Raw genomic sequence first — 24,877 nt, 5'->3', positions numbered from 1 at the left:
TGCCGGCGCCGTTCGGGCCGACGGGGCGGGTGGGGGTTGCGGATTTCTCACGCTTTGCAGGGAGATATCGGCGTGAAGGGGTGAATATCACCATCGATGCGCGTGGGCACCTTGTGTATGAGTTCGTCGGCGGGATGAAGGACTTCTCCCCGCCGCTCGAAGCGGACCTGGTGCCGGTGACGGACACCGTCTTCGCCGCCGCGGGAGCCGGCCCGTCGTTCAGCGAGGACTGGATGCCGGTGATCTTCGCCACCCTCCCGGACGGCACCGAATGCGTGTACATCGGCATGAGAGCCGCCCCAAGGCAACCGGCCTCGTAGCCTCCTGCGGGATCCGTACCTTGGAACGCCGGGCCTGGGCGGGGCGCGTACCTGGGACGCTCGGCGAGGCGGGACGTGGAGCGGCCGGGAGCTTGTCGAGGGAGCGCCTGGCGCGGTGGGACGCCCGGAGGATGGGACGCCTAGCAGGGCGGAACGCGCCTCCCCACGGGGGCAGCGCGCTCTGCCACCCCTGCTAGCGGTAGTTGACGAACTGGAGGGCGATGTCCAGATCCTTGCCCTTGAGCAGGGTGATGACGTCCTGGAGATCGTCCTTCTTCTTGGAGCTGACGCGCAGCTCCTCACCCTGGATCTGCGCCTTGATGCCCTTGGGCCCCTCGTCGCGGATCAGCTTGGAGATCTTCTTCGCCTGCTCCTGGTCGATGCCCTCCTTGAGGCTGACCAGCATCCGGTACTCCTTACCGGACAGCTTCGGCTCACCCGCATCGAGGATCTTCAGGGAGAGGCCACGCTTGACCACCTTCTCCTTGAACACGTCGAGCGCGGCGCCCGCCCGCTCCTCGCTGTTGGCCTTGATCTCGATGTCGTTCTGCCCGGACCAGCTGATGGCCGCCCCGGTGCCCTTGAAGTCGAAGCGGTGCCCGATCTCCTTGACCGTCTGGTTCAGCGCGTTGTCGACCTCCTGCCGGTCGATCTTGCTGACAATGTCGAAAGATGAATCGGCCAAAGCGCACATCCTCTCAGCTGCTGGGTGTCATCTGGGTCATCTGCCTCCGTGCCCCGTGAACACGGGCCCAGCGGATGAGCCTAGCCAGCATCGGCCCGCCGTGCAGGCTCCGGCCCTGGCCCCGCGTCGTCGCGAGCGTTTCGGGGGTGCGGGCGGGCTAGATCCGGCGCGGGACAAACCGGTGTCACGCACACCTCCGAAGTCCGCTATTCTTCTTTCTGTCGCCGCGAGAGCGGATGGCACGGCAGGTTGCCCGAGTGGCCAAAGGGAGCGGTCTGTAAAACCGTCGGCTCAGCCTACGCAAGTTCGAACCTTGCACCTGCCACACCAGCGAGAAGAGGCCCGTCACCAGCGGAAACGCGGTGACGGGCCTCTTGCGTTGATCACTCGTGAGTGCCCCTGATTTCCCTTGGTTCCCGTGGCATCTGGCACGGATCTGGCACGTGATCACGGTTTCTGGTCTCGTGTAGACGTACACGTCCGTATCCCGCCGGATCTTCCCGTCGCCCCCGCCCTCTGGTCTGCTCGGGCTTGTCCTGGGCGACGGCGACGGGAAGATCCGGCTCACCTCAGCCACTGATGGCCTCCTGCTCGTCGCGATCATCTCGGAGCCTGAGGCCCCCGCCGGAGGCTTGCTCCAAGGGCACCCTTGGAGAGGTGTCAGTTGTGATTAAGTAACGACCATCGCCTAACTGCACCTGTAGCCGCGGTCGTCCCAGCAGGAGTCAGCCGCGGTCACATTGACCCACAAGCCCTTTTGTTGGCCTTCTGGAGCGGTGTCAGTGATCTCTTCAATGGCGATCCCGATGAGCCGCTGGTCCACTTGATCGACGAGCTGAAATTCGGTGCAGCTTGGAGTGCATGCTTCCGAGGCGGGCGACCACCCCGCCTCGACGAACGCTTTCCACAACTCATCACGTCGGAGTTCCGGGCTCACCAGAACGGATAGTGAGGCACCGTTGTTAGCGGAGTCGCATCCATTCCATTCGTCACCACTCACACGCTTGCCTGACGGCAGAACGGCGCTGACCGCCTTCAGATACAGAGCGTTCTCCCGATCCGCCCGGTCCACGCATACCTGGCCGCCACCGTACATGCCCTCATAGCCAGATGTGCAGCCGATCAGACTGCAGGCCAAGACCATCAAGGCGCTCACCGTGCAGAGCCTTCTGGATGGCGGAATTGAGCGACGTAACCCCATAGGCAAAGTAGATCATCTGTCGAGGAGGCGGGCAAAGCGCCGTGGCCCTTGGGAGCAGCGGTGAAGGTCGCTCTTACTTGTTGATCACATTTGACAAGAGGTAGCGGCGACGGCGCGGCCGGTCCTGTGCGGCGGTGCGGAGCTTGGTCGGCGGGTTCGGGGTGTACGGCGATGCCCCGTGTGGAGGGCGGCCATGTGATCAAATCGGGCAATCGGTATCCACGCAAAGACGAGAACATCTATCGTTCTATATCTGATTCACGAGCTGATGAAGCTCCACCGCTCTGATGATCATTGAGTAACTAGGGCGTACCATGCCGAACTCCATACTGCTCCAGCTCGCCGGCAGCGCCGAGCCGGGCGAGCGTATCAGCGAGCTCTTGCAGATTTTGGCCATCATCGTCGCTCTCGCCGTGGTCGTCAGCTGGGCGCCCCGCCTACTTCGACGACCGCGGGCGCGGACACGGTCCGCACCTCCTGATGAGAGCTGGTTCAAACGGCCGTCCCCGGGTCAAGTGTGGTGGGCGACCATGCCGTTTTCCGACGGCTCGGGATTCAAGAAACGTCCGTGCCTGGTCGTCCGCACGCATCCTCGGGGAGTTGATGTGTTGAAGATCACGAGCCAGGACAAATCTCACATTCGAGATTGCATTCCGATTTCAAATGAGACTTGGTACAAGCATGTTCGACAGAGTGGTAGCTGGCTGGATCTTTCGCTGACCTACCATCTGGATGACCATGCCTTCCATGAATTATTGGCGACGAGATGTGATTCGACAGCCTGGTCTCGTGTAAGGCAGCGCCACAGCACCGGCTGGGTCTACTTCTCGAACTCGTAGATCTCGCTTCGAGACAGGCCCGGAGAATGTCCTGAAGAGCTTGCGGGGTGAGGTGGCGGAGCGAGGCGGTTTCCAGGCAGCGAGTCGCCCGTGCCGCGTCCGGGGCGGTCCTTCAAGCGGCGGGCGTGGCGCGCCGCCGTACACCCCCGTGCCGGCACCGCGCTGCGGAAGCCAACTGCGCAGGCTGTCCAGGGTCATCGGACAGCGCTAAGGTGACGCCGTGATCCACAAGCCGCCTGGCTTACCCTTTCTGGCCGTCTTCTCAGCTGCTGCGGGCGTCATCATGCTGTGGGCCAGCTATCCGTACTGGTACGGGGCTGAGATGTTGCTCTATGCGGCTCCGGTCGGTTGGCTCCTCCTGGCCTACTGGGGAATTCGGATGGCGTGGGCCGACCACAAAGGAACCTTGACGGGCGGCCTCGGAAGCCGCTGGTTCTGGCCGTGGTTTGTCGCCGGCGGCGTGGTGCTCGCTCTCATTGCCGACGCGCCGTTCTGGATCCGATTCACGATCTCCGAACCGAGCATGAACGCCTACGTCAAAGCTGTTGCCGCAAACCCCGATCGCGAAGAGCCTTGCCAATGGGTGGGCTTGTACTACGTATGCGATGGGTGGGATTACCTGGATCTCGACACTGGAGAAAGGGTGCCCGGGAGCGCGGAGTTCACAGTTCACGACTGGTTCCTCCACGACAACAAGGGTTTCCTCTGGCTACCCGCCGGCGAGCCGGACGAGACAGCTGATGACAGCTATCGTCATCTGAAGGAGCATTGGTACGGTGCTGAAGGCTGGGACCACTGGTGAACGATGGCACCGCCTTGATGGACGCTCCCGGCTGAGCCGATGTGGGCCTGGGCGTGGCCTTCAGGTGGACGGCCGTGATCTGGAGGACGTGCGGGGTGGGGCGCCGTCACAACGCCCAAGGGTTCCGGGGGAAGCTGGAGCCCTTCGAGGGGTGTCGCTTGTGATTTCATGCGGTCAGTACGTCCGCCATCCGCTGGTTGACGTTCTCCTGGCCATCGATGCACTTGGTATGGATGCCGGTACGGGGCGCCGCCTCTGGGGCCGGTACGTCGTCGTTGAGGCAGAGCGAGACGGCCGTCTGGCGAGTGGTGAGGCGATCCGGGCGGGTGTGAGAGCCGCCCATCAGATGGCATGCCGAACTTCTCGATGCGTTGCCGAAGGAATTTGACCAGTTCCGGAGGGGTCGGGACCCGCTGGACGTGATCCTCGCCTGAATGCTTCTGGCTGTGAAGCTCGGCGACGGGATGCTCAGGCAGGCCAGTTGCTGGCAGAGCAAGGTGTCTTCCACGACTACTACCGGGCGGCGAACAGGCAGGCCGCCGCGGAGAAGCCTGATAGCTCTCGTGCGGTCGAGAAGCCCCTGCCGGGCGCGCCGGCGTTCGACGCCGTGGACGCCAAGTGGATCGACCCCGGCGTGATATTCGGGCAGCTCATAGCTCTTGTCAGGAACGTTCCGTTCAGCTCGGACTTGGTGCAGACGATCACCGTCTATCCGCCGCGCGAGGGTGCTCCGGCGACGGTGGAGGAGCGGGAGGCTCTGCCGGAGGACTCGCCGGCATCCCCGACAGCAGGCTGGACGAGCTCGTTGAACGCTGGGAGCGGATTGAGGAGTTCGCCGGCATGCCACCGGCCGATGGGTGCCCTCTGGACGTTCTTACAGGACTGCGCGGTCTTGCCTGGCGGGCACAGGGAGAAGATCAGATGATCTATTGCTGGATATGTGTATAGGAGCTCTCCCCATGCCCCGCACGGATTGTCCATGGCCTCCTGCCATGAATCGCAACAGGTGGGGGTTCCCGGTCTCGATGTGGCCGGCCGGTCACTGCTCGGGCGTCACACTGTGATCTGCGGCCATCGCCTGTCCTCCTTCGTGGATTGCACACCGTTCGAAGGATCACGCGATGGCCGTCACCAGTTCGCGCCGCCCCACCTGTGACCAGGCCGAACTCGTACGCCGCCCGGTGGACGTAACCGCTGTCGGCAGTCACGGGACATGGGCGGCATCCTCTAGATCGGGAAGTGGCCGCGGCGCCAGCGCCAGTGGCGGCCGGCTTCCAGGTGGTCGACGATCGCGCGCTGGAGTACGGTGCGGCGCGGCAGTTGGCGGAGCGGCGTGGTCAAGGTGCGGAACACGAATCGCAGCACTTCGACGTCGGCGTCCAGCCCTTCCGGCTCCTCGTAGGGCTCGAGCTCGAACCTTCGCTGGAATCGGACGATGTTGGAGTCCTCGGGCAGGTACTCCAGCAGTTGCGGGTCGAGCAGCCACGAGCCGCAGGAGAACGTCGTGTAGGGCTCGTCGGGGAAGTGGCGCGGGAAGAAGGTGCGGGCCTCGTCGAGCGACGCCTCGATCGCCTCCGGGGTCATCGGCCCCGACTCGGGGATGTGCAGGGAGATGGCGGTGTCGCCGCGCTGGTGCTGCAGCCGTCCCAGCTCGTAGACGCCGCCGCGCGCGTGCAGCGTCAGCCAGCTCTGCATGACCGGCCAGCCCTCGCGCTGCATCCGCCGGTCGATCGTGAGGTTGCGGCCCAGGTCCGCGAGGGTTCCCCACGACGCGGCATCGGTGATGCCGTGGTCGCGGTGGTACCGCCTGACGACGTCGATCAGGGCCAGGTACGCGTACACGTAGAGGTGCCGCCAGGCAGGGCCGCGTTCGCGCGGCAGCTCCGGACCGGGCGGCAGCCAGCCGTGACCCCCGAGATCGGCGCGGACCAGGGCGATCGAGCGGTCGAGCAGCCAGCGCAGCTCCGGGGTCCACAGTGGAGAGCCGGGGTCGGGCCAGCCCGCCATGATCTCGGCGGCGTCGTCCGGGCGCACCGCGAGCCGGTCGAGGATCGCGGGTGCGTCGGCCTTGGCGGGCAGCGGAGCGGACGGCCGGTCGCCGGCGAGCCGGTGCACGCGGTTGACGTCCTCGACGGGCACTCCGAGCCGGGCGGCGGTCTCGTCCAGGTCCACGCGGACGATCCTACTTATCCCGTGTCCTGGTGATCTACTGCTCTTTCGGGGCGAGAGGCTCAGGAAAAGCTGCCCCCTCGCGAACGGCGGCGGGGCGGCTGCGTGAACGCGCTGAGGTGCCTGGGATGCTCGGTGGCGTGAAGCTCCGTACCGCCGCGCGCCGGGACCTGCCTGCGATCATCGCGCTCCTGGCTGATGAGGACCATGTGGTCGATCCCCGGAGTGTCGAGGTCGACGATGCGTATGAGCAGGCGTTCAAGGCCGTGGACGCGGACGAGCGGAACGAGATGATCGTTCTGGATGAGGGGGACGGGACGGTCCTCGGCTGTCTCCAGCTGACCTGCATTCCCGGCCTGGGACGCCACGGACAGGAGCGAGCGCTGATCGAGGCAGTCCGGATACGGGCAGATCGACGTGGCTCAGGACTCGGCCGGGAGGCGCTCACCTGGGCGATCGAGCGGGCGCGTGCCCGAGGATGCAGTCACGACGGGTTCAAGCTGTCGTTGTGACGCTGGGTACGTGCGCGGCGGGACGTGCCAGCCTGCGCGGGTGACGTCACGCCGCCTGTCCTTCGTTCCGGTCGTGCTGGGGGCCGGTGTGCATACGCAGGTGCAGCCGGGCGCCGCCCGGATCGCGTTCCACGCGGACCTCGTCGCACAGGGCGCGGACCAGCAGCAGCCCGCCGCCGCCGTGCGGATCGGGCTCGATGTCCAGGTGGGCTTCGGTCAGGGTGCCCGCGGCGTCGATCACGTCCAGGCTCACCCCGTCGGCGTCGCGCCAGGCGACGAGGGTGCCGTAGCCGCCACCGTGGTTCAGCACGTTGCTGGCGGCCTCGTGCGCGGCGATCACCAGGTCCTGCAGTCGCTGTCCGGACAGGCCGGCCCCGGCGCCGAAGGCGTGCACCTGCTGACGCAGCACGGCGAGTTCAGAGGTGATCGGCCACTGCATCCGAAAGCCGGGAATCATGTCGGCCTGCCTTTCGCGGGACTGATGATCTTCTTGTGCCCGAAATGACCGGCGGCATGCCCGATGGCGTGCTGACCCGCCCTCCTCCGCACGTGAGAAGGCGCGTGGGGCCCTGGTCGCGGGGCTTCCGACGGCGACCGTCCTCGCCGTCGGCGAACGGGGCTGATTCGTACGGGATGGAGGTGGGGTGTCCTGGATCCGGCCTTGATCGGTGTTGCCGGGGCGATTAGCCTGATCGCCGTTCTGCCGGAAGGCGGGCGGAGGCGGTCGCGTCACGCGGGTGGAGTCCCGACCACGGCGAGCCGCTCGACCGCGCCGCCACGATGTTGGGGACCGACTGACGATGAGCGCGGACGAGGATTTCGAGCAGGTCGGCGCCGAGCTGGCCGACCTGGGCGTGCGGGTTTCCAGGATGATGGGGAGGCCCGCGCTCAAGGATCAGGCGGGGAAGGTGTTCGCGAGCCTGCAGCGTGACGGCGCGATGGTGTTCAGGCTGGTCAGGGACACCCCCGAGCACACAGCCGCGCTTCAGCTGGCCGGGGCGTCCCTGTTCGACCCGACGGGGACGGGCAGGGCGGTGAAGGACTGGGTGGTCGTGCCCCACTCCTCGGCCGGGAAGTGGACGGATCTGGCCGAGGTCGCCCTCAGCCGCCCACGCTGACCGGTAGGCGGCCTCGACGGTGTCAGGTCGTTCCCGCAGCGGCCCGGGCGGTCCAGTCAGGGGATGACTCCGCACAGGTAGGTGGACGACTTCAGCATCTCCGGTGTCAGCGTGATGCCGGTGAGATGCTCGGCGAGCAGGAACGCGGGTCCGTCGCCGGGGTAGAGGTCTGCGTAGTCGGCGTCGATCCGCCGCATGGGCTCCGCGACCTCGTCCGGCACCACTTCCGAGTAACCCTCGTCAGCGCCGAAGGAGAACCGGATCTCGCCGTTTTCGCTCCAGTGGAAGTACTCGACGCCTTCGACGTCGCGGAACTGGGAGACGAGGCGGGTTCGTGCCGACAACGAAGTGATGATCCGTTCGTCGGCGCCGAGCCCGCCGTTGGGCTCGACGAGGAACGCCCAGTCGCCCAGCGGCATGACGCCGAGAAACGCGGTGTCGTAGGTGCTCCTGTGGCGCGTCTCGCACAGCCTCTCAAGCGTCATGGGCGTGAAGTCCGCCGGCCTGCCACCGAGCCGGGCCACCAGTTGCCCGGGGGTCAGGCCGCGTACGTAGGTGAAGCAGTAGGCCTCCGCCAGCTCGGGGAAGCGCTCGTAGGAGAACCAGGCATAGTCACCGGGGGTCGTGATCATTCCGCCATGCTCGCAGCGCCGACCGACACGATGAACCTTCTGGACGTCTTGGACGGCGGGCAAGGGCCCTATGAGCCCGGTTCCTGGCCGCTCGATCGGTGCTGCGGTGGTGCGAGACTCAGGTAGTGCTCGATCGCCGCGGCGACGCGCTCCAGGTCGCCGGTGGCGAGGAGGTCGAGCAGGGCGCCGCGCAGGACGGCCAGGGCGAGGGTGCGCTCGGCGGTGGAATCGCCGGGCTGGGCCGTGGCCAGCAGGGCGAGCCAGTCCTCGACCGTCTGCCGGGCGAAGTGCGCCCATGGGCCGTCCGGTTCGACGATGGAGCGCGCGTACGCCTCGACCCAGAGCTTGAGCAGCGGCCGCGTCGGCTCCGCGGAGAGCCAGCGCCAGGTGGCGCGGATGGCGGCGGCCAGGTCGCCGGCACCGGAGCCTGCGCCGTGGTCCTGGGCCTGGGCCTGGGCCTGGGCTCGGGTACGGGCGAGGAAGTCGAGCTCGTCGCTGCGCGCGCGGGCCAGCAGGGCCCTGATCAGCCCCTCCTTCGAGCCGAAGAGGAACAGCAGGACGCGAGGGCTGGAGCCGATGGCGGCCGCCAGGGGCCGGAGGGACAGCTCCACCAGCCCCTGTTCCAGGACATAGCGGTAGGCCCGTTCGAGAAGTTCCTGTTTGCGTGCGGAGTCGGGTCGCGCTGTCTCGCTCATGGAGCTACTTTGGCACTGAAACGACTGTTTCAGTAGTCAGATGGAGGTGCCATGGACGACCGGTCGATGGGGACGATGGGGACGATGGCGATACGCCGCCTGGGGCGGCCGGGTGATCTCGGCTGGGTGGTGATGGCCCATGGCGAGACGTACGCCGCCGAGTTCGGCTGGGACGGCGACTTCGAGGCGCTCGTGGCCCGCATCGTCGCCGACTACGCGGCCGACCACGACCCGGCCCGCGAAGCCGCCTGGATAGCCGAACTCGACGGCCGCCGCGTCGGCTGCGTCTTCTGCGTCGCCGCCGACAGGACGACGGCCCAGCTGCGCATCCTGCTGGTCGACCCGGCGGCGCGCGGGCACCGGCTCGGCGCCAGGCTGGTGGACGAGTGCCTGGCCTTCGCCCGCCGGACCGGCTACCAGCGGATGAAGCTCTGGACCAACCATCCGCTCGTCGCCGCCGGCCACATCTATCGCTCGCGCGGCTTCCGCCTGGTCGAGGAGGAAGCGCACCACAGCTTCGGCGTGGACCTCGTCGGCCAGGTCTACGAACTGGACCTGCGCGCGGCGGCGGCCACGGGCGGCGGCACGTACGCGGGAGGCGCCCGATGACCCCGGCCATCGGCCTCGACCGATTCGCCGAGACCTTGGCCGCACCCGGCCACGAACCCGAGCAGAGCTGGCGGCCGCACCTGGTGCGGCTGGCGGCCGGCGAGCGGCTGCGGTTCGGCGCACTGTGCCGGGAGCACGGCATCGCGGTCCTGGACACCATCGACCGCCAGCTCGATGAGCTGGCCTCGCTGCGGCCACCCGCGGGCGAACGGGCACGGCCGGACGATCTGGCGGCGTACGGATGCTGGGCCTACCTTCCCTGGACAGCGCAGGTCACCCACCTGCTACCCCCCGACGAATACCTCCAGGTCGTGACAGACCGGAACCGCAACAAGATCACCCGCGCCGAACAGCGGATCCTGCGCACCAAACGCGTCGGCGTCCTCGGGCTGTCGGTGGGCGCGGAGGCGGCGGTCGTGATCGCCCAGGAACACCTGTGCGGACATCTCGTGCTGGCCGACTTCGACCGCCTGGAGCTGTCCAACCTGAACCGGCTCGGCGCCGGCCATGCCGACCTCGGCCTGCTCAAGACGCGCATAGCCGCCCGCCGGATCGCCGCGATCGATCCGTACCTCCAGGTCACCCTCGTCGAGGAGGAGGTCGGCCGGGACAACGTCGAGGACCTGCTGCGCGGCCTCGACCTGCTGGTGGAGGAGTGTGACGGCATGGCGGCCAAGTACGACACGCGTACGGCCGCGCGGCGGCTCGGCCTGAACGTCGTCTACGCCGCGGACGAGCGCGGATTCCTCAGCGTGGAGCCCTATGCCACGCACCCCGAGCTTCCCCCGTTCCACGGACTGGTCGGGCCCGGCCTCGGGGGCTCGGCGGACCGGTTCGCCGCCCTGGTCGAGTGGCTGGGCGGGGCGTCGGCCCTGTCCGAGCGCTCCAAGGAGTCGGTCGGGCTCATCGGGACCGACTTGTCCGGATATCCCCAACTCGCCGGTGAAGCGCGCTACGCAGCCGGGCAGATCGCCCACGTTGCCCGCCGCCTGCTCCTGGGCGAACGACTGTCACCCTTCCACGGCCACCTGGACCTGGGCCAAGTCATCACCTGATCGTCCCCACCAGCAAAAGGGAAGTACACCATGTTCCTGGCCTACTGCGGCGATTGCGACGAGCGCTTCCTGCTCCCCGCCAACCACGTCATCGGCATGCACAACCTCGAACCCGGCGTCATAGCCGTGGAGCTGACCTGCTACGAAGGACATCACCTCCTGCTGATCAGCGGGAACGACATAGACATCCCCGGCCCGGCCACCGTGTGAGCCTGATTCCTGGCGTCATAGTGACTCTCCGCGGTCATTCATGTCCATTCTGTCGCGACCGGGCTACTTCTGCTGCATCGGTCCCACGAGCACTCTGGAGCGGCATCCCCTCTCGGACGGAGGCCCGACATGGCTCGTGACCAGCTCAGCAGCGAGACCCGGCGAGGCGTCGACAAGCTCCTGCAGTTCTCCGGCAACGTGGGCGGACTGCGCGAGGACGACGTGCTCGGAGTCCTGCGTGAATCAGGCATCACCACGCTCAAGGCCCTGGTCCAGCACGCCCTCGCGCTGCCGCCGCCCGCCGAGCCGCAACCGCTCGACCCCGCCCGGCTGCTGGCGCCCGCCCGGCCGGCGGCCGGCGATGCCCCGCTGAAGCACCGGCCGCCGCAGGTGGCAGTGGTCGTGGACGGGGTCGAGTACGACCCGGCGGACATCACGCGGTTCGACGGTCAGATGCTGACCTTCGTCGCCGACGGTTCACCCGACCGGATTCTGGCCTACACCGACGACCGGCCGCTGCGCGCCGCGGTGTGGGCGGCGACCTCGCTCGGCGCGCAGTCCCCGAGCGCCCCGGCGTTCGCGGGGTCCCAGGTCACCCAGGGCGAGGTCCAGATGTTCGAGCACCACTTCTACGACGGCGACTGGTTCTGGTGCGGCGCCCGGCAGGGGTGGCCGGACCTGACCGAGGTCAGGCACGGCACCTGGCCCGGATCTGACTGGAACGACACCATCAGCTCCGCCAAGCCGACCGACTGCCTCGTCTACTACTACGAGCACATCAACTTCGGCGGCATCGCGCTGTACGCCCCGCCCGGCATCGCCCTGGACGACCTGCAGCGGATCGGCTGGAACGACCGCATCTCGTCGGTCGCCAACCACGGCAACGGCCGACGCTGACCACCGGGCAGGCCGGCACCCACCTGATCACCCCCGCGAAGGACGGAGTCCCGCCTCATGTCGAACGATCAGCTCAGCATGGAGACCAGGAAAGACGTGGAGAAGCTCCTGCACTTCTCCGCGAACGTGGGCGGGCTGACCGAGGACGACGTCCTGGCGGTGCTCGACGAGGCAGGGATCACCACGCTCGAATCCCTGGTCCAGCGCGCCCTGGCCACCCCGCCGCCGGCCCGGCCGGAACCGATCGACTCCCTCCGGCTGCTCGGCCCGGCGGCGCCGGCCCCGGCCGCCGATGCCCCGCTGAGCCACCGGCCGCCGCAGGTGGCGGTGGTCGTGGACGGGGTCGAGTACGACCCGGCGGACATCACGCGCTTCGACGGTCAGATGCTGACCTTCGTCGCCGACGGTTCACCTGACCGGATTCTGGCCTACACCGACGACCGGCCGCTGCGCGCCGCGGTGTGGGCGGCCTCCGCCATCGGCAGGGCGGAGGGCCAACCGGCCATGGGGACCAGACCGCCGACGATCGGGCAGGTGCAGATGTTCGAGCACCACTTCTTCGCGGGCGACTGGTTCTGGCTGCCCGCCTCCCACGGGTGGAGGGATCTGACCGAGGTCAGGCACGGCTCCTGGCCGGGCTCCGACTGGAACGACACGATCAGCTCGACCGGGGCGACCGACTGCCTGGTGTTCTACTACGAGCACCACCACTACACCGGCTCCAGGCTGTGGGGGACGCCGAACATCGACATCCCCGACATGGAGCGGATCGGCTGGAACGACCGGATCTCCTCCGTCGAGAACCACGGCCCGATCCGCCGCTAGCCGAATCGGCCACCAGTGTGGTCAACAGAGCGACCTGATCAATGAACGCCGGCCCGACCCGGGCCGGCGTTGGCTCGCGTTGAGCGCCCAGGAGCGGCGCTGGTAAGTCTTCCTTACCAACTCGTCGCGCAGGGCAGCGCTTATGGGGCTGGATGCCGGTTTTCAACTTTGGGTCTTGTGTAAATGCCGTTGTCAAATTTAGGCTGCGACCGCGAATTAGTAAACCTTCCTAACCGGGCTGAGCCCCCGAAAGATGGGAGTCGTTCGTGAGGCGAAGTGCAGTCGCGAAGATCTTCGCGGTAGTGGCCGCGCTGGTGGTGCCGCTCGCGGTGCCGTCGGGCGCGGACGCGGCCGGAGCGCGGCCGGCGGCGGCCGACCCGCTGGTGTCGCAGGGCAAGAGCGTGACGGCCTCCTCGGTCGAGGCCGCCGGCCTGGAGCCGGGCAAGGCGGTGGACGGCAACGCGTCCACGCGGTGGGCCAGCGCCGAGGGGGTGGACCCGCAGTGGATCCGGGTGGACCTCGGCTCCGCGCACACCGTCTCCCGGGTGCGGCTGACCTGGGAGGTCGCCTACGCCAGGGCCTACCGGGTGCAGACCTCGCCCGACGGGTCCACCTGGACCGACGTCTACTCCACCGCCGCCGGCGACGGGGCGACCGATGACCTCGCCATCAACGGCAGCGGCCGGTACGTGCGGGTGCACGGCACCCAGCGCGGCACCCCCTACGGCTACTCCCTGTGGGAGCTGGAGGTGTACGGGACTCCCGCCGGCGCGGGCGGCGGCACTCCGGTCCAGGCCAACGGCCAGTTACGGGTGTGCGGCGTCAAGCTCTGCAACGAGAACGGCAAGCAGATCCAACTGCGCGGCATGAGCAGCCACGGCATCCAGTGGTACAACCAGTGCCTCAACGCCGCGTCGCTCGACGCGCTGGCGAACGACTGGAAGGCCGACGTCCTGCGCATCTCGATGTACGTCCAGGAGGGCGGCTACGAGACCAACCCCCGGCTGTTCACCGACCGCGTGCACTCCCTGATCGAGATGGCCACCGCCCGGGGGATGTACGCGATCGTCGACTGGCACATGCTCACCCCCGGCGACCCGATGTACAACCTGAGCCGGGCCAGGACGTTCTTCACCGAGATCGCCCAGCGGCACGACGGCAAGAAGAACGTCCTGTACGAGATCGCCAACGAGCCGAACGGCGACGCCGTCACCTGGTCCGTCATCCGTGACTACGCCCACCAGCTCATCCCGGTGATCAGGCAGTACGACCCCGACGCCCCGGTCCTGGTCGGCACCCGCGCGTGGTCGTCGCTCGGCGTCTCCGGCGACGGCGACGAGACCGAGATCGTCAACAACCCGGTCAACGCGGCCAACATCATGTATACGTTCCACTTCTACGCGGCCACGCACGGCGCCGAGTACCTGAGCACGCTGTCCAGGGCCGCCGACCGGCTGCCGATCTTCGTGACCGAGTTCGGCACCCAGAGCGCGTCCGGCGACGGAGCCAACAACTTCGCCAGGTCGCAGCAGTACCTCGACCTGATGGCACAGAAGAAGATCAGCTGGGTGAACTGGAACTTCTCCGACGACTTCCGCACGGGCGCCGTCTTCACCTCCGGCACCTGCCCGAACGGCTCGTTCGCCGGGACGGCCAACCTCAAGGAGGCCGGCGTCTGGGTCCGCGACCGGATCCGCACCGCCGACGACTTCTGACGCGAGGAGCAGCGGGCGCAAGGGCAAGATCGTGCTCGACGGCATCGACCTGGGTGTCCGGGCGGGCACGATCTTCGCCCTGCTCGGCCCCAACGGCGCCGGGAAGGTGGTCGTGGCGGGGCACGACGTGACCACGTACACCAGGGCGGTGCGCGCGGATGGCTGATCTCCCGCACCGGCCCAAGGCGGCGGCCGAACTGGCGTCGTCCTACTCCGGCGGCATGCGCCGCAAGCTGAACCTCGCCGTGACGCTCGTCGGCGAGCCGCAGATCGTCTTCCTCGACGAGCTCACGACGGGACTCGCCCCGACCAGCTCGCCGACCGCATCGCGGTCCTCGATCAGGGCCGGCTGGTCGCCGAGGGCACCGCCGACGAGCTCAAGCGCCGGGTCCCCGGCGGCCACATCCGGCTGCGGAGCCTGGTGGCCATCGCGCCCGTCCTCGCGGTCGGGTTCCTGATGGGATTCCGGCCGTCGGCGAGCCTCTCCGGGGGGCTCGGCGTGACCGGCCCGGTCGTGCTCGCGGCGAAGTCGCCGGAGAGCGCGGGCCTCGTCGGGGTCCCGCTGATGGCCTTCCTTTCTTGAGCAGCGCGTTCACACCTGTCGACACGCGGAGCATCAGCCGTTCACCTCGATCATCGAGGCCCTGCGCGGGCAGCACGCTGGCCGGCGAACAGTGGGCGCGCGACGTTCAGGAAGCGAGCGTGACCTCGGCCAGCTCGCGCCAGTCCTGCTCCCGGGCGGCCCGGACCGCCTCGGTGAACGCGGTTTCGCCGAGGCGGTTCCGCGCGTCGGCGGCGATCCTGGAGGCGTCCGGCTGTGAATGGTTCGGCGTCCCGCGTACGCTGTCGCTCGCCGCGAGCAAGCGCACCGCGTGCTCGTCCCGTCCCTGGCGCATGGCCAGATCCGCGATTCCGACCAGCACCTCGGCGATCAGCGGTGGGTACGTCGTCTCCAGAGCCGTTCGCCACGCCGCCGCGCGGTGCGCGCGGGCCTCGTCGAGATCCTCGGTGAGGTAGCCGTACAGGTCCATGGCCTTGGCGCGGGACAGGTCGCTCAGTTCGCCGTCGTCCAGCATCGCCCGCACCCTGGCCAGTTGCCGGTGCGCCTCGTCCGTGTCGCCGCGCCAGCGCGCCAGCTGCGCGTTCGCGAGCGCCAGCTCGCCCAGCGTGTCCGGCCAGGTGATCTCGGTGGTGTAGCGCTGCGCTTCGGCCATGGCGGACGTGCTGGCCCGCTCGTCGCCGAGCAGCCAGTAGAGCTGAGCCTGCCGCGCCCGCAGGTAGCTGACGTCCTCGGTCGCCCCTATCTCGGTCAGCGCCGCAGCCGCCTCCTCGAAGTGCTCGCACGCGCGGGCGAACTCGCCGCGCATGGCCAGCCGATCGGCCAGGAAGGTCAGCGCGGACGAGACTCCCCACCGGTCACCCAGCGCGCGGAACCCGGTGAGGGCGGTCTCCATGTCGGTGTCCACGTCGGTCTCGTCGCCGCCGAGTGTGAGCCGCAGCCGGCCACGGGTGAGCCTGGCCTGGGCGCGTACCCACGCGTCGTCGCCGGAGACGAGCGGATCCAGCGCGGGCAGGAATCCCGTCGGCTCCTGCAACATCCGTTCCCACAGCGCGACGAACCCGAGCAGAGGGTGGCGATACGCGGTGCCCTGGGTGAACCGGTACGCCTCGTGGATCCACTTCTCCGCCTGATACTGGTCGCGGCCGGGCCCGGAGGTCATGAAGACCGTCACCATGGTGTACGCCATCGCCCGCACCTCGTCGGAAACCTCACCGGGCAGCGAGGCAGCGGCGACGCTCAGGTCGGTGCCCTCGGTCCGGTGCCCGCTGAGGTAGTAGTACCAGCCCACGGCCGCGACCAGCCGCATCGCCTCCTGGGCCCATCCCTCGGCGATCGCGCCGCGCAGGGCCGCGTTGATGTTGCCGTGCTCGGCCCTCAGCGTGGCCAGCCACTCCAGCTGCTCGGCCCGGCGCAGGTGCGGCTCGGCCACCTCGGCCAGCTCGGTGAAGTACGCGAGGTGCGCCCGGCGGGCCTGCTCGGTCTCCCCGGCCTCGGCCAGCCGGTGGGCCGCGTACTCCCTGATCGTGCCGAGCATCCGGTAACGCGGCGTGCCCTCGCCGTCGGCGACCAGCAGCGACTTCTCGATCAGCGCGGTCAGCAGGTCGAGCACCTGCTCCCCGGCGGGAGTCTCGTCCCCGCACACCCGTTCGGCCGCTTCGAGGTTCGCCCCGCCGGCGAACACCGAGAGCCGCCGCAGCACGCCGCGTTCGCCCTCGGTCAACAGGTCCCAGCTCCAGTCGACGACCGCGCGCAGCGTCTTGTGCCGGGGAAGCGCCGTACGGCTGCCGCTGGTCAGCAGCCGGAACCGGTCGTCGAGCCGATGGGCCAGCTGATCGACGGACATGGTGCGCAGCCGTGCCGCGGCCAGTTCGATCGCCAGCGGGATCCCGTCGAGCGCCCGGCAGATCCGCGCCATGGCCGCCAGGGTGTGCGCGTCGGAGCCGATGTCCTTGCGTACCAGGTCCGCGCGATCCCGCAGCAGCCGCACCGCGGGGGAGGACGCGGCCTCGGCGGGGTCCGTCGCGTTCGCGGGCAGCGCGAGTGGCTCGACCTGCCACAGCACCTCCCCGGTGATGCCGAGTGGTTCCCTGCTCGTGGCCAGGATCCGCAGCCTCCGGCACTCGCCCAGCAGCCGGTCGGCGAAGGCCGCGGCCGCCTCGATCATGTGCTCGCAGTTGTCCAGGATCAACAGGATCGCGCGATCCCGGAGCGCGGCGATGAGCTGATCCATCGGTTCGCCGCCGCGTGTGCCGCCGAGCAGTGCCTGCTCACGCAGGCCGAACGCGGTGAGGGCGGCCCGCGCCGGCTCGCCGTCCGCGCGCACCGAGGCCAGTTCGACCAGCCACGCCCCGTCCGGCAGCTCGCCGAGCATCGTCCGCGCGGTCTCCGTGGCCAGCCGGGTCTTGCCGGAGCCACCCGGCCCCGTCAGGGTGACCAGCCGGTGCTTCACGGCCAGACCGGCGACCGCGGCGAGGTCGTCGTCCTTGCCGACGAAACTGGTCAGACCGGCGCGCAGGTTCGTCCTGCGGTTCTCCGGCCGCTCGCCCAGCTCGCCCCGCAGCAGCGCGGTGTGCAGCGCCGACAGCTCGGCCGACGGGTCGGCGCCCAGCTCCTCGGCGAGCCGCTCGCGGGTCCGCTGGTAGACGGTCAGCGCCTCGTTCCCGCGCCCCGCCTCGGCGAGCGCCCGCATCAACGCGGCCACGAACCCCTCGCGGAGCGGGTACGCGGCGACCAGTTCGGTCAGCTCGGAGACCAGCTCCGAGCCACGGCCGAGACGGATGTCGGCATCCACCCGGTCCCCGAGCGCGGCGACCTGGAGCTCCTCCAGGCGCGTGACCGCGGCGTCGAACGCATCGCTGTCGCGCAGCGCGATGTCCGCCATGGCCGGGCCGCGCCACAGGGCCAGGGCCGAGTGCAGCAGCTCCGCCCGCTCCGCGGGCTCGGCGGCCCGGGCCTGACCGACCAGGCGCTCGAACCGGCTCACGTCCACGGCGTCGGGAGCCACGGCCAGCCGGTAGCCGCCGGACTCCGCCTCGATCACACCGTCCGGCAACACCCTGCGCAACCTGGAGACCAACGCCTGCAGGGCGTTCACCTCGTCCGAAGGCGGCTGCTGTCCCCAGATCCAGTCCACCAGTCTCGTACGTGTGACGATCCGGCCTGGTTCGAGGGCGAGTGCGGCGAGCAGCGCGCGCAACCGAATCCCGGGAACCTCCAGCACGGCCCCATCGGGGTTCCGGACCTCGAACGGCCCGAGCAGTCCAACTCGCACATCCGCAATTGTGCCGAACCGGGGCAACAAATCGCGACCGGGGGCGATTCCGGGGGAACCGACGCGGCGTCAGCGGCCATGTCAGTGCGGCGACGGTCCGGTGTCAGGGCGGTCGGAGATGCTCGACGAGGCCGACGAGAGGAAGACCATGGAACACACCGTCACCACGCTGCCGACCGCGCGTCAGTCCGGCTGTCCCTTTTCCCCGCCCAAGGAGCTGATCGAGGCCCGGGAGCAGAGCCCGATCAGCCGATACTCCTTCCCCGACGGGCACCAGGGCTGGCTGGTCACCGGATACGACCTGGTCCGGTCGGTCCTGGCCGACTCGCGGTTCAGCTCGCGCAAGGAGCTCATGCGCCACCACCCGCTGGTCGACTACGGCGACATCGAGGTCCCTCCGGCTCCGCCCGGCGAGTTCCTGCTCATGGACGAGCCGCAGCACAGCCGCTACCGCAAGCCGCTGGTGGGCAGGTTCACCGTCCGGCGGATGCGCCTGCTGACCGAGCGCGTCGAGCAGGTCACCGCCGAGCACCTGGACGCCATGGAGCAGGCCGGGCCGTCGGTGGACCTGGTGACCGCGTTCGCCAAGCCGATCCCCTCCGTCATCATCTGCGAGCTGCTGGGCGTGCCGTACGAGGACCGGGGCTCCTTCCAGGAGAACATCGACACGTTCCTCGGCGGGGAGGCCGCCGACGACGATCTGATCGCGGCCTACATCGCGACCCAGCAGTATCTCGCCCAGCTGGTGGCGGCCAAGCGCGCCAACCCGACCGACGACCTGCTCAGCGACCTCACCGACAGCGACCTGACCGACGAGGAGCTGCAGGGGATGGCCCTGATCCTGCTGTCGGCCGGGTTCGACACCACCGCGAACATGCTGGCGCTGGGCACCTTCGCGCTGCTGCGGAACCCGGAGCAGCTCGCCGCGCTGCGCGCCGACCCCACGCTGACCGACGGGGCCGTGGAGGAGCTGCTGCGCTACCTGACCGTCGCCAAGCAGTTCGTGCGGGTCGCGCTGGAGGACGTCGAGCTGGGCGGCCGGACCGTCAAGGCCGGTTCGACGGTCATCCTGTCCTACAACACCGCCAACCGTGACCCCGAGCGCTTCACCGATCCCCACGCGCTCGACCTGCGCAGGCAGGAGGGCGGGCACCTGGCCTTCGGGCACGGCATCCACCAGTGCCTCGGGCAGCAGCTGGCCCGCGTCGAGATGCGGGTGGCCTTCCCCGCGCTGCTCGACCGCTTCCCCACGCTGCGCCTGGCCGTCCCGGCTGACGAGGTCGCGCTGCGCCCCGAGACGGCGGACATCTTCGGCGTGAAGAGCCTCCCGGTCACCTGGGACGTGTGAACCGGCACCGATTTCGCGAAGACCCCAACCGTTCGCCCCCTCCCGGGCGTCTTGTCTGTATGACGGACTCCGAGGCGTACGAGGCTTTCGTCGCCGCCTGGTACCCGCGGCTGCTGCGTGCCGCCATCCTCATCAGCGGTGACAGGCATCTGGCCGAGGATGTGCTCCAGGACGCGCTGATCAAACTGGCGCGCCGCTGGCCGAAGGTGCACACCGACCCGGCCGGCTACGTGCGCACCACCTTGTACCGGGACGTGGCGACCAGGTGGCGGAGGCGGCGGGAGTTCGCCTACGGGGATCCGCCCGACCGGGCGGATCCCGGCAGCTCGGCCGAGTCGGACCTGAAACTGATGTTCGCCCGCGCGCTGGCCAGGCTGCCGGTGAGGCAACGCGCGGTGCTGGTGCTGCGCTTCTACGAGGACCTGCCCGTCATCGAGGTCGCCGCGATCCTCCGGGTCTCGGCCGGGACGGTGAAGAGCCAGACGCACGCGGCGCTGAAGCGGTTGCGCGAGGTCGCTCCCGAGCTGGAAGAGGTGTCGACATGACCGAACAGAGGCTGCGGGAGCTCTTCGACGATCTCGCCGAGACGCTGCCCGAGGGGCAGCCCCGGGCGCGCGAGCTGTGGCGGCAGGGCGCGCGGAGCCGTACCCATCGCCGCAGGACGGCGGCCGCGGCGGTCGCGACCGCCGCCGTGCTCGTCGTCGTGGGGATCGCCGTGTCCCCGGAACCGGCCGAGCGCGACGTCACCATATATCCCAGCGTGTACCCCACCGCCGCCCACACCTCCGCGATCCCGCCGGTCCCCGTCATGGACACGGCGCCGCCGCCCGATGGTGAGGCGGGGCTGCCCAGGCTGGCGACCGCGCTGCCGGAGAGGTGGGGCGACCTCCCCGTCGCGACCTCGGTTCCCGGAGCCGTCCTGGCGCTGGCCGAGTTCGGCGACGGCCGGATCTACCTGGTGAAATCGGGCGGCCGCGTCCCTCTTGACGTGAAGCTGGACCCGGTCGGCGACGTCGGGACGCGGGTGCGGCCCAACTCGCTCGCCCCCGACGGGACGATGGCCGCCTTCCCGCAGAAGGACGAGGTGGTGGTCGTCGACCTCGTGATCGGCCGGGCCAGGCGCTACCCCGTGCCGGGGCCCAACGAGGTGGTGCTCTGGCGCGGCGAACAGCTCCTCGTCGAGCAGAAGAAGGCGAACTACCTGCTCGACCTGGCCACGGGGAAGGCGAGGCGGCAGCCGTACCAGGGCTTCACGGGGGTCGCGGGCTACCGCGACCTCAGGATCGTCCCGCCCGGCGAAGGCGGCCGGACGGTCATCCGGGAGGGCGGGTCGGAGGCGGAGCTGGACGTCCGCGACCTCACCGGCGACGGCGGCCTGCCGGTGGGCGCCCCGGGCGAGCACGGATGGCAGCGCGACGGGCTCGTCGCCAGGTCGGCGCCGGCCCACGACGACCGGGCGGAGAGCGCCGCCGTGGTCGTCGTGGCCGACGCCGCCACGGGCCGCCTGGTCAGGACACTGCTGCTGCCCCGGGGTGATTCTCCCGGCAGGAGGTGCGGGCAGGGCGGCTGCCCCGTGCGCGGCTGGATCGGCCACGGCACCGTGATCATCGAGAGCGGGGACAGGCTGCTCGCCTGGAACGTCGCCACCGGCGCCCTGTCCCGCGTCGCCGACCTGCCCGAGGAGGTGACGGCCTTCTCCCTGCGCACGGGGTGACCTGCTCACCCCCCTGAGGGGTGACGCCCGTTGTGCGGGGAATGTCCAGGTCAGTGCCTCTGCGCGGGCAGGTGGCGAGAGACTTCGGGGGGAGTCATGACGTACCAGAGCAGGCCCGTCACGGGCTGGGTCGGCTGGGTGTGGTTCGCCGGACTGCTGATGATCATGGCAGGCGTCTTCAACATCATCGGCGGTGTATCAGCCGTCATCAACAGCGACCTCTACGTACGGACGCCGCTGCGTCTGCTGTTCTTCGACGTGTCGACCTGGGGATGGCTGCACCTGATCTTCGGCGTGATCCTGTTCGCCACCGGGCTGGCGGTGAGCGTCGGGCAGACGTGGGCGCGGGTGGTCGCGGTGGTGCTGGTCATGCTGAACGCGATGACCCAGCTCACCTGGATCGGCGTGAACCCGTGGTGGTCGCTGGCGGTCATCGCGGTGGACGTGCTCGTGCTGTACGCGCTGATCGTGCACGGCCGCGAGGCCAAGGAGCTCGGCGCCTGACCCGCGCCCGGACGGCCGGGCGCGCCGGCGGCCGGGCCGCTACCACCCTCGCTTGGACATCCACTCCTCGATGTCCGCCGCGATGAGCCGAGGGTGATCCTCGGGGGTGTGGTGGCCGGCGATCTCCTCGTGCTCCACGATCTCCAGCGCGGTGATGGTGGCGGCGCACCAGGCGAGCGTCTCCGGCGTCCACATCGTGTCGGCGCCCGGCCGGAAGTTGATCAGCAGCTTCGGCACGTCCACGCTGGCGGCCAGCCATCGGCCGAACGCCTCGATCCTGGCCACCACGTCGGCCGGCTCGCCGTCCAGCGGCATCGAGCGGGCCCAGCGCAGCAGCGGCAGCCGGCTCTCCCTGGTCGGGTACGGCCGCAGGTAGGTCAGCAGGTCCTGCTCGGTCAGCGTGCCGACGGTGGTGGGCAGGCCGTCGCGGAGGAACGCGTTCTCGTCCAGCATCATGGTTTCGCCGACGCCCTCGGTCTTGATGGCGCGGAACAGGTCGCGGCCGCCTTCGGGGAACTCCTTCCAGGTCATCGGCTTGACGATGGCCTCGGTGAAGGCGATCCCGCGCACCCGGCCGGGGTGCCGGGCGGCCCAGTCGAAGGCCAGGGCACCGCCCCAGTCGTGGCCGACGAGCAGCACGTCGTCCAGGTCCAGGGCGTCGAACCAGGCGTCGAGGTAGCGGGCGTGGTCGGCGAAGCTGTAGTCGATGGCGGGCTTGCCCGACTCGCCCATGCCGATCAGGTCGGGGGCCAGGCGGCGGCCGCGCCCGAGGGCGGGCATGACGTGGCGCCACAGGTGTGAGGACGCCGGGTTGCCGTGCAGGAGGACGATCGGCAGGCCGTCGCCGAGCTCCCGGTAGGACATCGTGGAGTCGAGCACGTGCTGGATGGGCATGGTCAGGGTTCCTTTGCAGAAGTCTCAGAAGTCTCGGAAGGTTTCAGAAGTTGAGGTGCATCGTCCGGTCCACCGCGATCTCGATGACGACCCGGCCGGGCGGATCGGGCGGTGGCGAGTGATAGCGGCGGGAGTAGCGACCGGCCGCCTCGGCGATCCGGCGCGGATCGCTCGACACGGTGGCCGGGCCTTCGAGGGTGACCCACCGGAATCCGTCGGCCTGGCAGAGCGCGGCGCGCCCGCCGCCCGGCCGCAGGTTGCGAACCTTTCGCGAGGCGGCGACGGTGAGCACGCGGGCCAGGCCCGCCTCGCGGTCCCAAGTGAAGCGCACGACCACGACGTGCGGCGAGCCGTCGGGCCGTAGCGTGGTGAGGGTGGCGACATGCGGTTCGGCCAGGAACTTGCGCGCCGCGCCGGTCAGCGTGCCCCGCCTGGACGACGTGCCCGTCATGGGCGGAAGGCCGAGGCGTTGCGGGCGGCCCAGTCGGCGAAGGCGCGCGGGGCGCGGCCCAGGATCCGCTCCACGTCGGGGCTGATCCGCTGCTCGGCGGCGACCGGCGTGCCGAGGATGGCCAGGGTGCCCTCGACGACCTCCTGCGGCATGAAGCGCGACATCGCCTCCCCGGCCTCCTGCCGGGTCTGCTCGACGAAGCGCACCTCCGTGCCGAGAGCCCGCCCGATGGCCGAGGCCCGCTCGCGGGGGGTTATGGCCCGGGGGCCGGTGAGCTCGTACGTGCGACCGGCGTGACCCGGCTGACGCAGCACCGTGGCGGCGACCTCGGCGATGTCGGCGGGGTCGATCACCGGGAGGGCCACGTCGCCGAACGGGGCGGCTGCCGTCCGGTGGGCGCGGATCGGCTCGGCCCAGGCCAGGGAGTTGGTGGCGAAACCGCCCGGCCGCAGGATCGTCCAGTCCAGCCCGGAGTCGCGTACGGCTTCCTCGAAGGCGACGGGATGCCCGTACGCGTGCGGTCTGGTGCCGGCGCCCTGTGACGACAGCAGGACGATCCGCCGGATGCCGCTCGTCCGGGCCAGGTCCAGGACGGCACGCGGCTCGTCGCCGGCGACGAGCAGGAACAGGGCGTCGGCGCCGGTGAAGGCGTCCTTCAGGGTGTCGGGCTCGGCGAGGTCGCCGGCGCTGTGCCGCACGCCCTCGGGGAACGTCGCCGGTCGCCGGGACAGCGCGGTCACCCGTTCCCCGGCGGCTGCCAGGAGCCTGACCACTTCGCCGCCCACCTTGCCGGTGGCGCCCGTCACTACGATCATGAGATCTCCTTGAGTTAGTTAGTCGGCTGACTCATAAGGAACCATAGCGGAGTCAGTCGGCTGACTCAACACGGGGCCGGAAGGATGACCGGGCGCAGCCCTGGAGCCGAAGTCCGTCCAGGGGCGCGACCTCACTCGGCCAGGGCGCGCCGCAGGGCGGCGAAGAGCTCGGTGTTCTGCCGCTGCGACACCTCGGCCGACAGGATCGCGTGCGACCCGTGGAAGGTTCCCGGCCACTGGTGCAGTTCGACCGGGACACCGGCCCGCAGCAGCCGCAGCGCGTAGTCGATGGCCTCGTCGCGTACCGGGTCGAACTCGGCGGTGGAGATGTAGGCGGGCGGCAGGCCGGACAGGTCCGCGGCCCGCGCGGTGGCGGCGTTCGGCGTGGCGGGCGCGCCGCCGAGGTAGGACCGCCAGGCGGTGGCCACGCTCTCCGAGGTCGCCCGTGGGGTGCCGGTGAAGTTCCGCGACGACCACGTCTCCTGCCGGTCGTCGAGGCCGGGCTGGTTGAGGAGCTGGAACCGGATCGGCGGCCCCTGCTCGTCGCGGGCCCGCAACGCCAGGCCGGCCGCGAGGCCGCCGCCCGCGCTCATGCCGCCGACCGCGATCCGTTCAGGATCGACGCCCAGGTCCGCGGCGTTCTCGGCGAGCCACAGCAGGACGGCGTAGCAGTCGTCCAGGGCGGCCGGGAACGGATGCTCGGGAGCGAGCCGGAAGCCGACCGAGACCACCACGGTCCCGGCCCCGGCGGCGAGCCGGCCCGCCCAGGGATGTTCGGTGTCCAGGTCGCCCACGATGCAGCCGCCGCCGTGCATCCAGACGATCGCGCCCTGCGCCGTGTGCGGCCGGTAGATCCGGACCGGCACCTCGGGGGTCGCCGGCACCCTGCGGTCGGTCACCTCCATGCCCGAGATGTCGGGCGCGGGCAGGGAGGCGACCAGCGCGGCGACGATCCTGCGCTCGGCGACCGCGTCGGCATAGTCCGGCCGGGGGAGCAGGGGGATGAACGCTTCGAGTTCGGGGTCCATGCCGAC

Annotated in this window: 27 protein-coding genes, 1 tRNA gene and 1 pseudogene; 18 read left to right on the top strand and 11 right to left on the bottom strand. The window is 69.7% G+C overall.

Annotation, left to right across the window (positions count from 1 at the left end):
* Positions 1–320: pseudogene (locus ADY59_RS52785) on the top strand (serine hydrolase domain-containing protein); the annotation flags it as partial.
* A 193-nt stretch (positions 321–513) separates the two neighbouring features.
* Here the strand turns inward: ADY59_RS52785 and ADY59_RS27645 are convergent.
* Positions 514–1,014: a YajQ family cyclic di-GMP-binding protein gene (locus tag ADY59_RS27645; RefSeq protein ID WP_082310448.1), complete on the bottom strand. Its 501-nt coding sequence runs from the start codon at positions 1,012–1,014 to the stop codon at positions 514–516.
* Positions 1,015–1,248: 234 nt separating this feature from the next.
* Here ADY59_RS27645 and ADY59_RS27640 point away from each other — a divergent pair.
* Positions 1,249–1,330 (top strand) — tRNA-Tyr (locus ADY59_RS27640).
* Positions 1,331–1,693: 363 nt separating this feature from the next.
* On the opposite strand, the gene ADY59_RS50390 is transcribed toward ADY59_RS27640, so the two are convergent.
* Positions 1,694–2,161 (bottom strand): hypothetical protein, encoded by a 468-nt coding sequence (locus ADY59_RS50390; protein ID WP_156325775.1) that lies wholly within the window; start codon positions 2,159–2,161, stop codon positions 1,694–1,696.
* Positions 2,162–3,265: 1,104 nt separating this feature from the next.
* Between ADY59_RS50390 and ADY59_RS27635 the strand changes: the two genes are divergently transcribed.
* Complete coding sequence (locus ADY59_RS27635) at positions 3,266–3,847, top strand: hypothetical protein (RefSeq protein WP_049567636.1); 582 nt, start codon at positions 3,266–3,268, stop codon at positions 3,845–3,847.
* A 481-nt stretch (positions 3,848–4,328) separates the two neighbouring features.
* Entirely contained in the window at positions 4,329–4,772 is a 444-nt protein-coding gene (locus ADY59_RS27630) for a hypothetical protein (RefSeq protein ID WP_049567633.1), read from the top strand.
* A 302-nt stretch (positions 4,773–5,074) separates the two neighbouring features.
* Here the strand turns inward: ADY59_RS27630 and ADY59_RS27625 are convergent, their stop codons facing one another.
* Positions 5,075–6,019 carry an acyltransferase domain-containing protein gene (locus ADY59_RS27625; RefSeq protein WP_049567632.1) on the bottom strand — a complete coding sequence of 315 codons (945 nt, stop codon included), beginning with the start codon at positions 6,017–6,019 and terminating at the stop codon, positions 5,075–5,077.
* Positions 6,020–6,156: 137 nt separating this feature from the next.
* Here ADY59_RS27625 and ADY59_RS27620 point away from each other — a divergent pair, with 137 nt between their 5' ends.
* Positions 6,157–6,528 carry a GNAT family N-acetyltransferase gene (locus ADY59_RS27620; RefSeq protein ID WP_156325774.1) on the top strand — a complete coding sequence of 124 codons (372 nt, stop codon included), beginning with the start codon at positions 6,157–6,159 and terminating at the stop codon, positions 6,526–6,528.
* Positions 6,529–6,574: 46 nt separating this feature from the next.
* Here ADY59_RS27620 and ADY59_RS27615 read toward each other — a convergent pair whose 3' ends face one another.
* The gene (locus tag ADY59_RS27615) at positions 6,575–6,985 is read right to left on the bottom strand and encodes an ATP-binding protein (protein ID WP_082310446.1); all 411 of its coding nucleotides are present in this window, start codon (positions 6,983–6,985) and stop codon (positions 6,575–6,577) included.
* Between the two features lie 343 nt (positions 6,986–7,328).
* On the opposite strand from ADY59_RS27615, the gene ADY59_RS27610 reads away from it, so the two are divergent.
* On the top strand, positions 7,329–7,646 hold the full coding sequence (locus ADY59_RS27610) for a hypothetical protein (RefSeq protein ID WP_049567630.1): 318 nt from the start codon (positions 7,329–7,331) through the stop codon (positions 7,644–7,646).
* A gap of 56 nt (positions 7,647–7,702) precedes the next feature.
* Here ADY59_RS27610 and ADY59_RS27605 read toward each other — a convergent pair whose 3' ends face one another.
* Both ADY59_RS27605 and ADY59_RS27600 read right to left on the bottom strand, forming a co-directional pair.
* Positions 7,703–8,278, bottom strand: coding sequence for a DUF6461 domain-containing protein (locus ADY59_RS27605; protein ID WP_049567629.1), 576 nt, complete (start codon positions 8,276–8,278; stop codon positions 7,703–7,705).
* A gap of 68 nt (positions 8,279–8,346) precedes the next feature.
* Complete coding sequence (locus ADY59_RS27600) at positions 8,347–8,973, bottom strand: TetR/AcrR family transcriptional regulator (protein ID WP_049567627.1); 627 nt, start codon at positions 8,971–8,973, stop codon at positions 8,347–8,349.
* A 51-nt stretch (positions 8,974–9,024) separates the two neighbouring features.
* On the opposite strand from ADY59_RS27600, the gene ADY59_RS27595 reads away from it, so the two are divergent.
* The 8 genes from ADY59_RS27595 to ADY59_RS53470 all read left to right on the top strand — a co-directional run bounded on the left by ADY59_RS27595 (position 9,025) and on the right by ADY59_RS53470 (position 14,742).
* The gene (locus ADY59_RS27595; RefSeq protein ID WP_231618916.1) at positions 9,025–9,582 is read left to right on the top strand and encodes a GNAT family N-acetyltransferase; all 558 of its coding nucleotides are present in this window, start codon (positions 9,025–9,027) and stop codon (positions 9,580–9,582) included.
* Positions 9,579–10,637, top strand: coding sequence for a ThiF family adenylyltransferase (locus tag ADY59_RS27590; protein ID WP_049567624.1), 1,059 nt, complete (start codon positions 9,579–9,581; stop codon positions 10,635–10,637). Before ADY59_RS27595 ends, ADY59_RS27590 begins: the two co-directional genes overlap by 4 nt.
* Positions 10,638–10,667: 30 nt before the next feature.
* On the top strand, positions 10,668–10,847 hold the full coding sequence (locus tag ADY59_RS27585; protein WP_049567621.1) for a hypothetical protein: 180 nt from the start codon (positions 10,668–10,670) through the stop codon (positions 10,845–10,847).
* Positions 10,848–10,976: 129 nt separating this feature from the next.
* Entirely contained in the window at positions 10,977–11,744 is a 768-nt protein-coding gene (locus ADY59_RS27580) for a hypothetical protein (protein WP_049567618.1), read from the top strand.
* A 57-nt stretch (positions 11,745–11,801) separates the two neighbouring features.
* Positions 11,802–12,569 carry a hypothetical protein gene (locus ADY59_RS27575; protein ID WP_049567614.1) on the top strand — a complete coding sequence of 256 codons (768 nt, stop codon included), beginning with the start codon at positions 11,802–11,804 and terminating at the stop codon, positions 12,567–12,569.
* Positions 12,570–12,835: 266 nt separating this feature from the next.
* On the top strand, positions 12,836–14,284 hold the full coding sequence (locus ADY59_RS27570; RefSeq protein ID WP_082310445.1) for a cellulase family glycosylhydrolase: 1,449 nt from the start codon (positions 12,836–12,838) through the stop codon (positions 14,282–14,284).
* Positions 14,285–14,315: 31 nt separating this feature from the next.
* On the top strand, positions 14,316–14,450 hold the full coding sequence (locus ADY59_RS54115) for a hypothetical protein (protein ID WP_442937737.1): 135 nt from the start codon (positions 14,316–14,318) through the stop codon (positions 14,448–14,450).
* On the top strand, positions 14,443–14,742 hold the full coding sequence (locus ADY59_RS53470) for an ATP-binding cassette domain-containing protein (RefSeq protein WP_442937736.1): 300 nt from the start codon (positions 14,443–14,445) through the stop codon (positions 14,740–14,742). Before ADY59_RS54115 ends, ADY59_RS53470 begins: the two co-directional genes overlap by 8 nt.
* A gap of 231 nt (positions 14,743–14,973) precedes the next feature.
* On the opposite strand, the gene ADY59_RS27560 is transcribed toward ADY59_RS53470, so the two are convergent.
* A complete protein-coding gene (locus tag ADY59_RS27560; RefSeq protein WP_049567608.1) occupies positions 14,974–18,117 on the bottom strand; it encodes a BTAD domain-containing putative transcriptional regulator in 3,144 nt (1,047 codons plus the stop codon).
* Between the two features lie 148 nt (positions 18,118–18,265).
* On the opposite strand from ADY59_RS27560, the gene ADY59_RS27555 reads away from it, so the two are divergent.
* From ADY59_RS27555 to ADY59_RS27540, 4 genes are all read left to right on the top strand, one after another.
* A complete protein-coding gene (locus ADY59_RS27555; protein WP_049567650.1) occupies positions 18,266–19,465 on the top strand; it encodes a cytochrome P450 in 1,200 nt (399 codons plus the stop codon).
* A 59-nt stretch (positions 19,466–19,524) separates the two neighbouring features.
* Positions 19,525–20,010, top strand: a complete 486-nt coding sequence (locus tag ADY59_RS27550; RefSeq protein WP_049567605.1) for a SigE family RNA polymerase sigma factor — start codon at positions 19,525–19,527, stop codon at positions 20,008–20,010.
* Entirely contained in the window at positions 20,007–21,179 is a 1,173-nt protein-coding gene (locus ADY59_RS27545; RefSeq protein WP_049567602.1) for a hypothetical protein, read from the top strand. The genes ADY59_RS27550 and ADY59_RS27545 overlap by 4 nt, the downstream gene beginning before the upstream one ends.
* A gap of 96 nt (positions 21,180–21,275) precedes the next feature.
* Entirely contained in the window at positions 21,276–21,683 is a 408-nt protein-coding gene (locus tag ADY59_RS27540; protein WP_049567599.1) for a DUF7144 family membrane protein, read from the top strand.
* Between the two features lie 39 nt (positions 21,684–21,722).
* Here ADY59_RS27540 and ADY59_RS27535 read toward each other — a convergent pair whose 3' ends face one another.
* From ADY59_RS27535 to ADY59_RS27520, 4 genes are all read right to left on the bottom strand, one after another.
* Complete coding sequence (locus ADY59_RS27535) at positions 21,723–22,577, bottom strand: haloalkane dehalogenase (protein ID WP_049567598.1); 855 nt, start codon at positions 22,575–22,577, stop codon at positions 21,723–21,725.
* A 43-nt stretch (positions 22,578–22,620) separates the two neighbouring features.
* Positions 22,621–23,028, bottom strand: a complete 408-nt coding sequence (locus ADY59_RS27530; RefSeq protein ID WP_049567597.1) for a pyridoxamine 5'-phosphate oxidase family protein — start codon at positions 23,026–23,028, stop codon at positions 22,621–22,623.
* On the bottom strand, positions 23,025–23,843 hold the full coding sequence (locus ADY59_RS27525) for an NAD(P)H-binding protein (RefSeq protein WP_049567594.1): 819 nt from the start codon (positions 23,841–23,843) through the stop codon (positions 23,025–23,027). Before ADY59_RS27525 ends, ADY59_RS27530 begins: the two co-directional genes overlap by 4 nt.
* Before the next feature lie 131 nt (positions 23,844–23,974).
* Positions 23,975–24,871: an alpha/beta hydrolase gene (locus ADY59_RS27520; protein WP_082310451.1), complete on the bottom strand. Its 897-nt coding sequence runs from the start codon at positions 24,869–24,871 to the stop codon at positions 23,975–23,977.
* Positions 24,872–24,877 lie beyond the last annotated feature (6 nt).

Origin of the sequence: Nonomuraea sp. SBT364 (assembly GCF_001083785.1) — a bacterium.
In the GTDB taxonomy this organism is placed as follows: Bacteria; Actinomycetota; Actinomycetes; order Streptosporangiales; family Streptosporangiaceae; genus Nonomuraea.
This window is presented reverse-complemented; position numbering and strand designations above follow the sequence as displayed.

What these genes read in the sequence shown, in the direction of transcription:
- ADY59_RS27610 (WP_049567630.1), top strand. Translation starts at nt 7,329, where the DNA reads ATGAGCGCGGACGAGGATTTCGAGCAGGTCGGCGCCGAGCTGGCCGAC.
- ADY59_RS27615 (WP_082310446.1), bottom strand. Translation starts at nt 6,985, where the DNA reads ATGATTCCCGGCTTTCGGATGCAGTGGCCGATCACCTCTGAACTCGCC.
- ADY59_RS27545 (WP_049567602.1), top strand. Translation starts at nt 20,007, where the DNA reads ATGACCGAACAGAGGCTGCGGGAGCTCTTCGACGATCTCGCCGAGACG.
- ADY59_RS27550 (WP_049567605.1), top strand. Translation starts at nt 19,525, where the DNA reads ATGACGGACTCCGAGGCGTACGAGGCTTTCGTCGCCGCCTGGTACCCG.
- ADY59_RS27590 (WP_049567624.1), top strand. Translation starts at nt 9,579, where the DNA reads ATGACCCCGGCCATCGGCCTCGACCGATTCGCCGAGACCTTGGCCGCA.
- ADY59_RS27585 (WP_049567621.1), top strand. Translation starts at nt 10,668, where the DNA reads ATGTTCCTGGCCTACTGCGGCGATTGCGACGAGCGCTTCCTGCTCCCC.
- ADY59_RS27575 (WP_049567614.1), top strand. Translation starts at nt 11,802, where the DNA reads ATGTCGAACGATCAGCTCAGCATGGAGACCAGGAAAGACGTGGAGAAG.
- ADY59_RS27520 (WP_082310451.1), bottom strand. Translation starts at nt 24,871, where the DNA reads ATGGACCCCGAACTCGAAGCGTTCATCCCCCTGCTCCCCCGGCCGGAC.
- ADY59_RS27645 (WP_082310448.1), bottom strand. Translation starts at nt 1,014, where the DNA reads ATGTGCGCTTTGGCCGATTCATCTTTCGACATTGTCAGCAAGATCGAC.
- ADY59_RS27595 (WP_231618916.1), top strand. Translation starts at nt 9,025, where the DNA reads ATGGACGACCGGTCGATGGGGACGATGGGGACGATGGCGATACGCCGC.
- ADY59_RS27535 (WP_049567598.1), bottom strand. Translation starts at nt 22,577, where the DNA reads ATGCCCATCCAGCACGTGCTCGACTCCACGATGTCCTACCGGGAGCTC.
- ADY59_RS53470 (WP_442937736.1), top strand. Translation starts at nt 14,443, where the DNA reads ATGGCTGATCTCCCGCACCGGCCCAAGGCGGCGGCCGAACTGGCGTCG.
- ADY59_RS27530 (WP_049567597.1), bottom strand. Translation starts at nt 23,028, where the DNA reads ATGACGGGCACGTCGTCCAGGCGGGGCACGCTGACCGGCGCGGCGCGC.
- ADY59_RS27525 (WP_049567594.1), bottom strand. Translation starts at nt 23,843, where the DNA reads ATGATCGTAGTGACGGGCGCCACCGGCAAGGTGGGCGGCGAAGTGGTC.
- ADY59_RS27580 (WP_049567618.1), top strand. Translation starts at nt 10,977, where the DNA reads ATGGCTCGTGACCAGCTCAGCAGCGAGACCCGGCGAGGCGTCGACAAG.
- ADY59_RS27540 (WP_049567599.1), top strand. Translation starts at nt 21,276, where the DNA reads ATGACGTACCAGAGCAGGCCCGTCACGGGCTGGGTCGGCTGGGTGTGG.
- ADY59_RS27600 (WP_049567627.1), bottom strand. Translation starts at nt 8,973, where the DNA reads ATGAGCGAGACAGCGCGACCCGACTCCGCACGCAAACAGGAACTTCTC.
- ADY59_RS27555 (WP_049567650.1), top strand. Translation starts at nt 18,266, where the DNA reads ATGGAACACACCGTCACCACGCTGCCGACCGCGCGTCAGTCCGGCTGT.
- ADY59_RS27605 (WP_049567629.1), bottom strand. Translation starts at nt 8,278, where the DNA reads ATGATCACGACCCCCGGTGACTATGCCTGGTTCTCCTACGAGCGCTTC.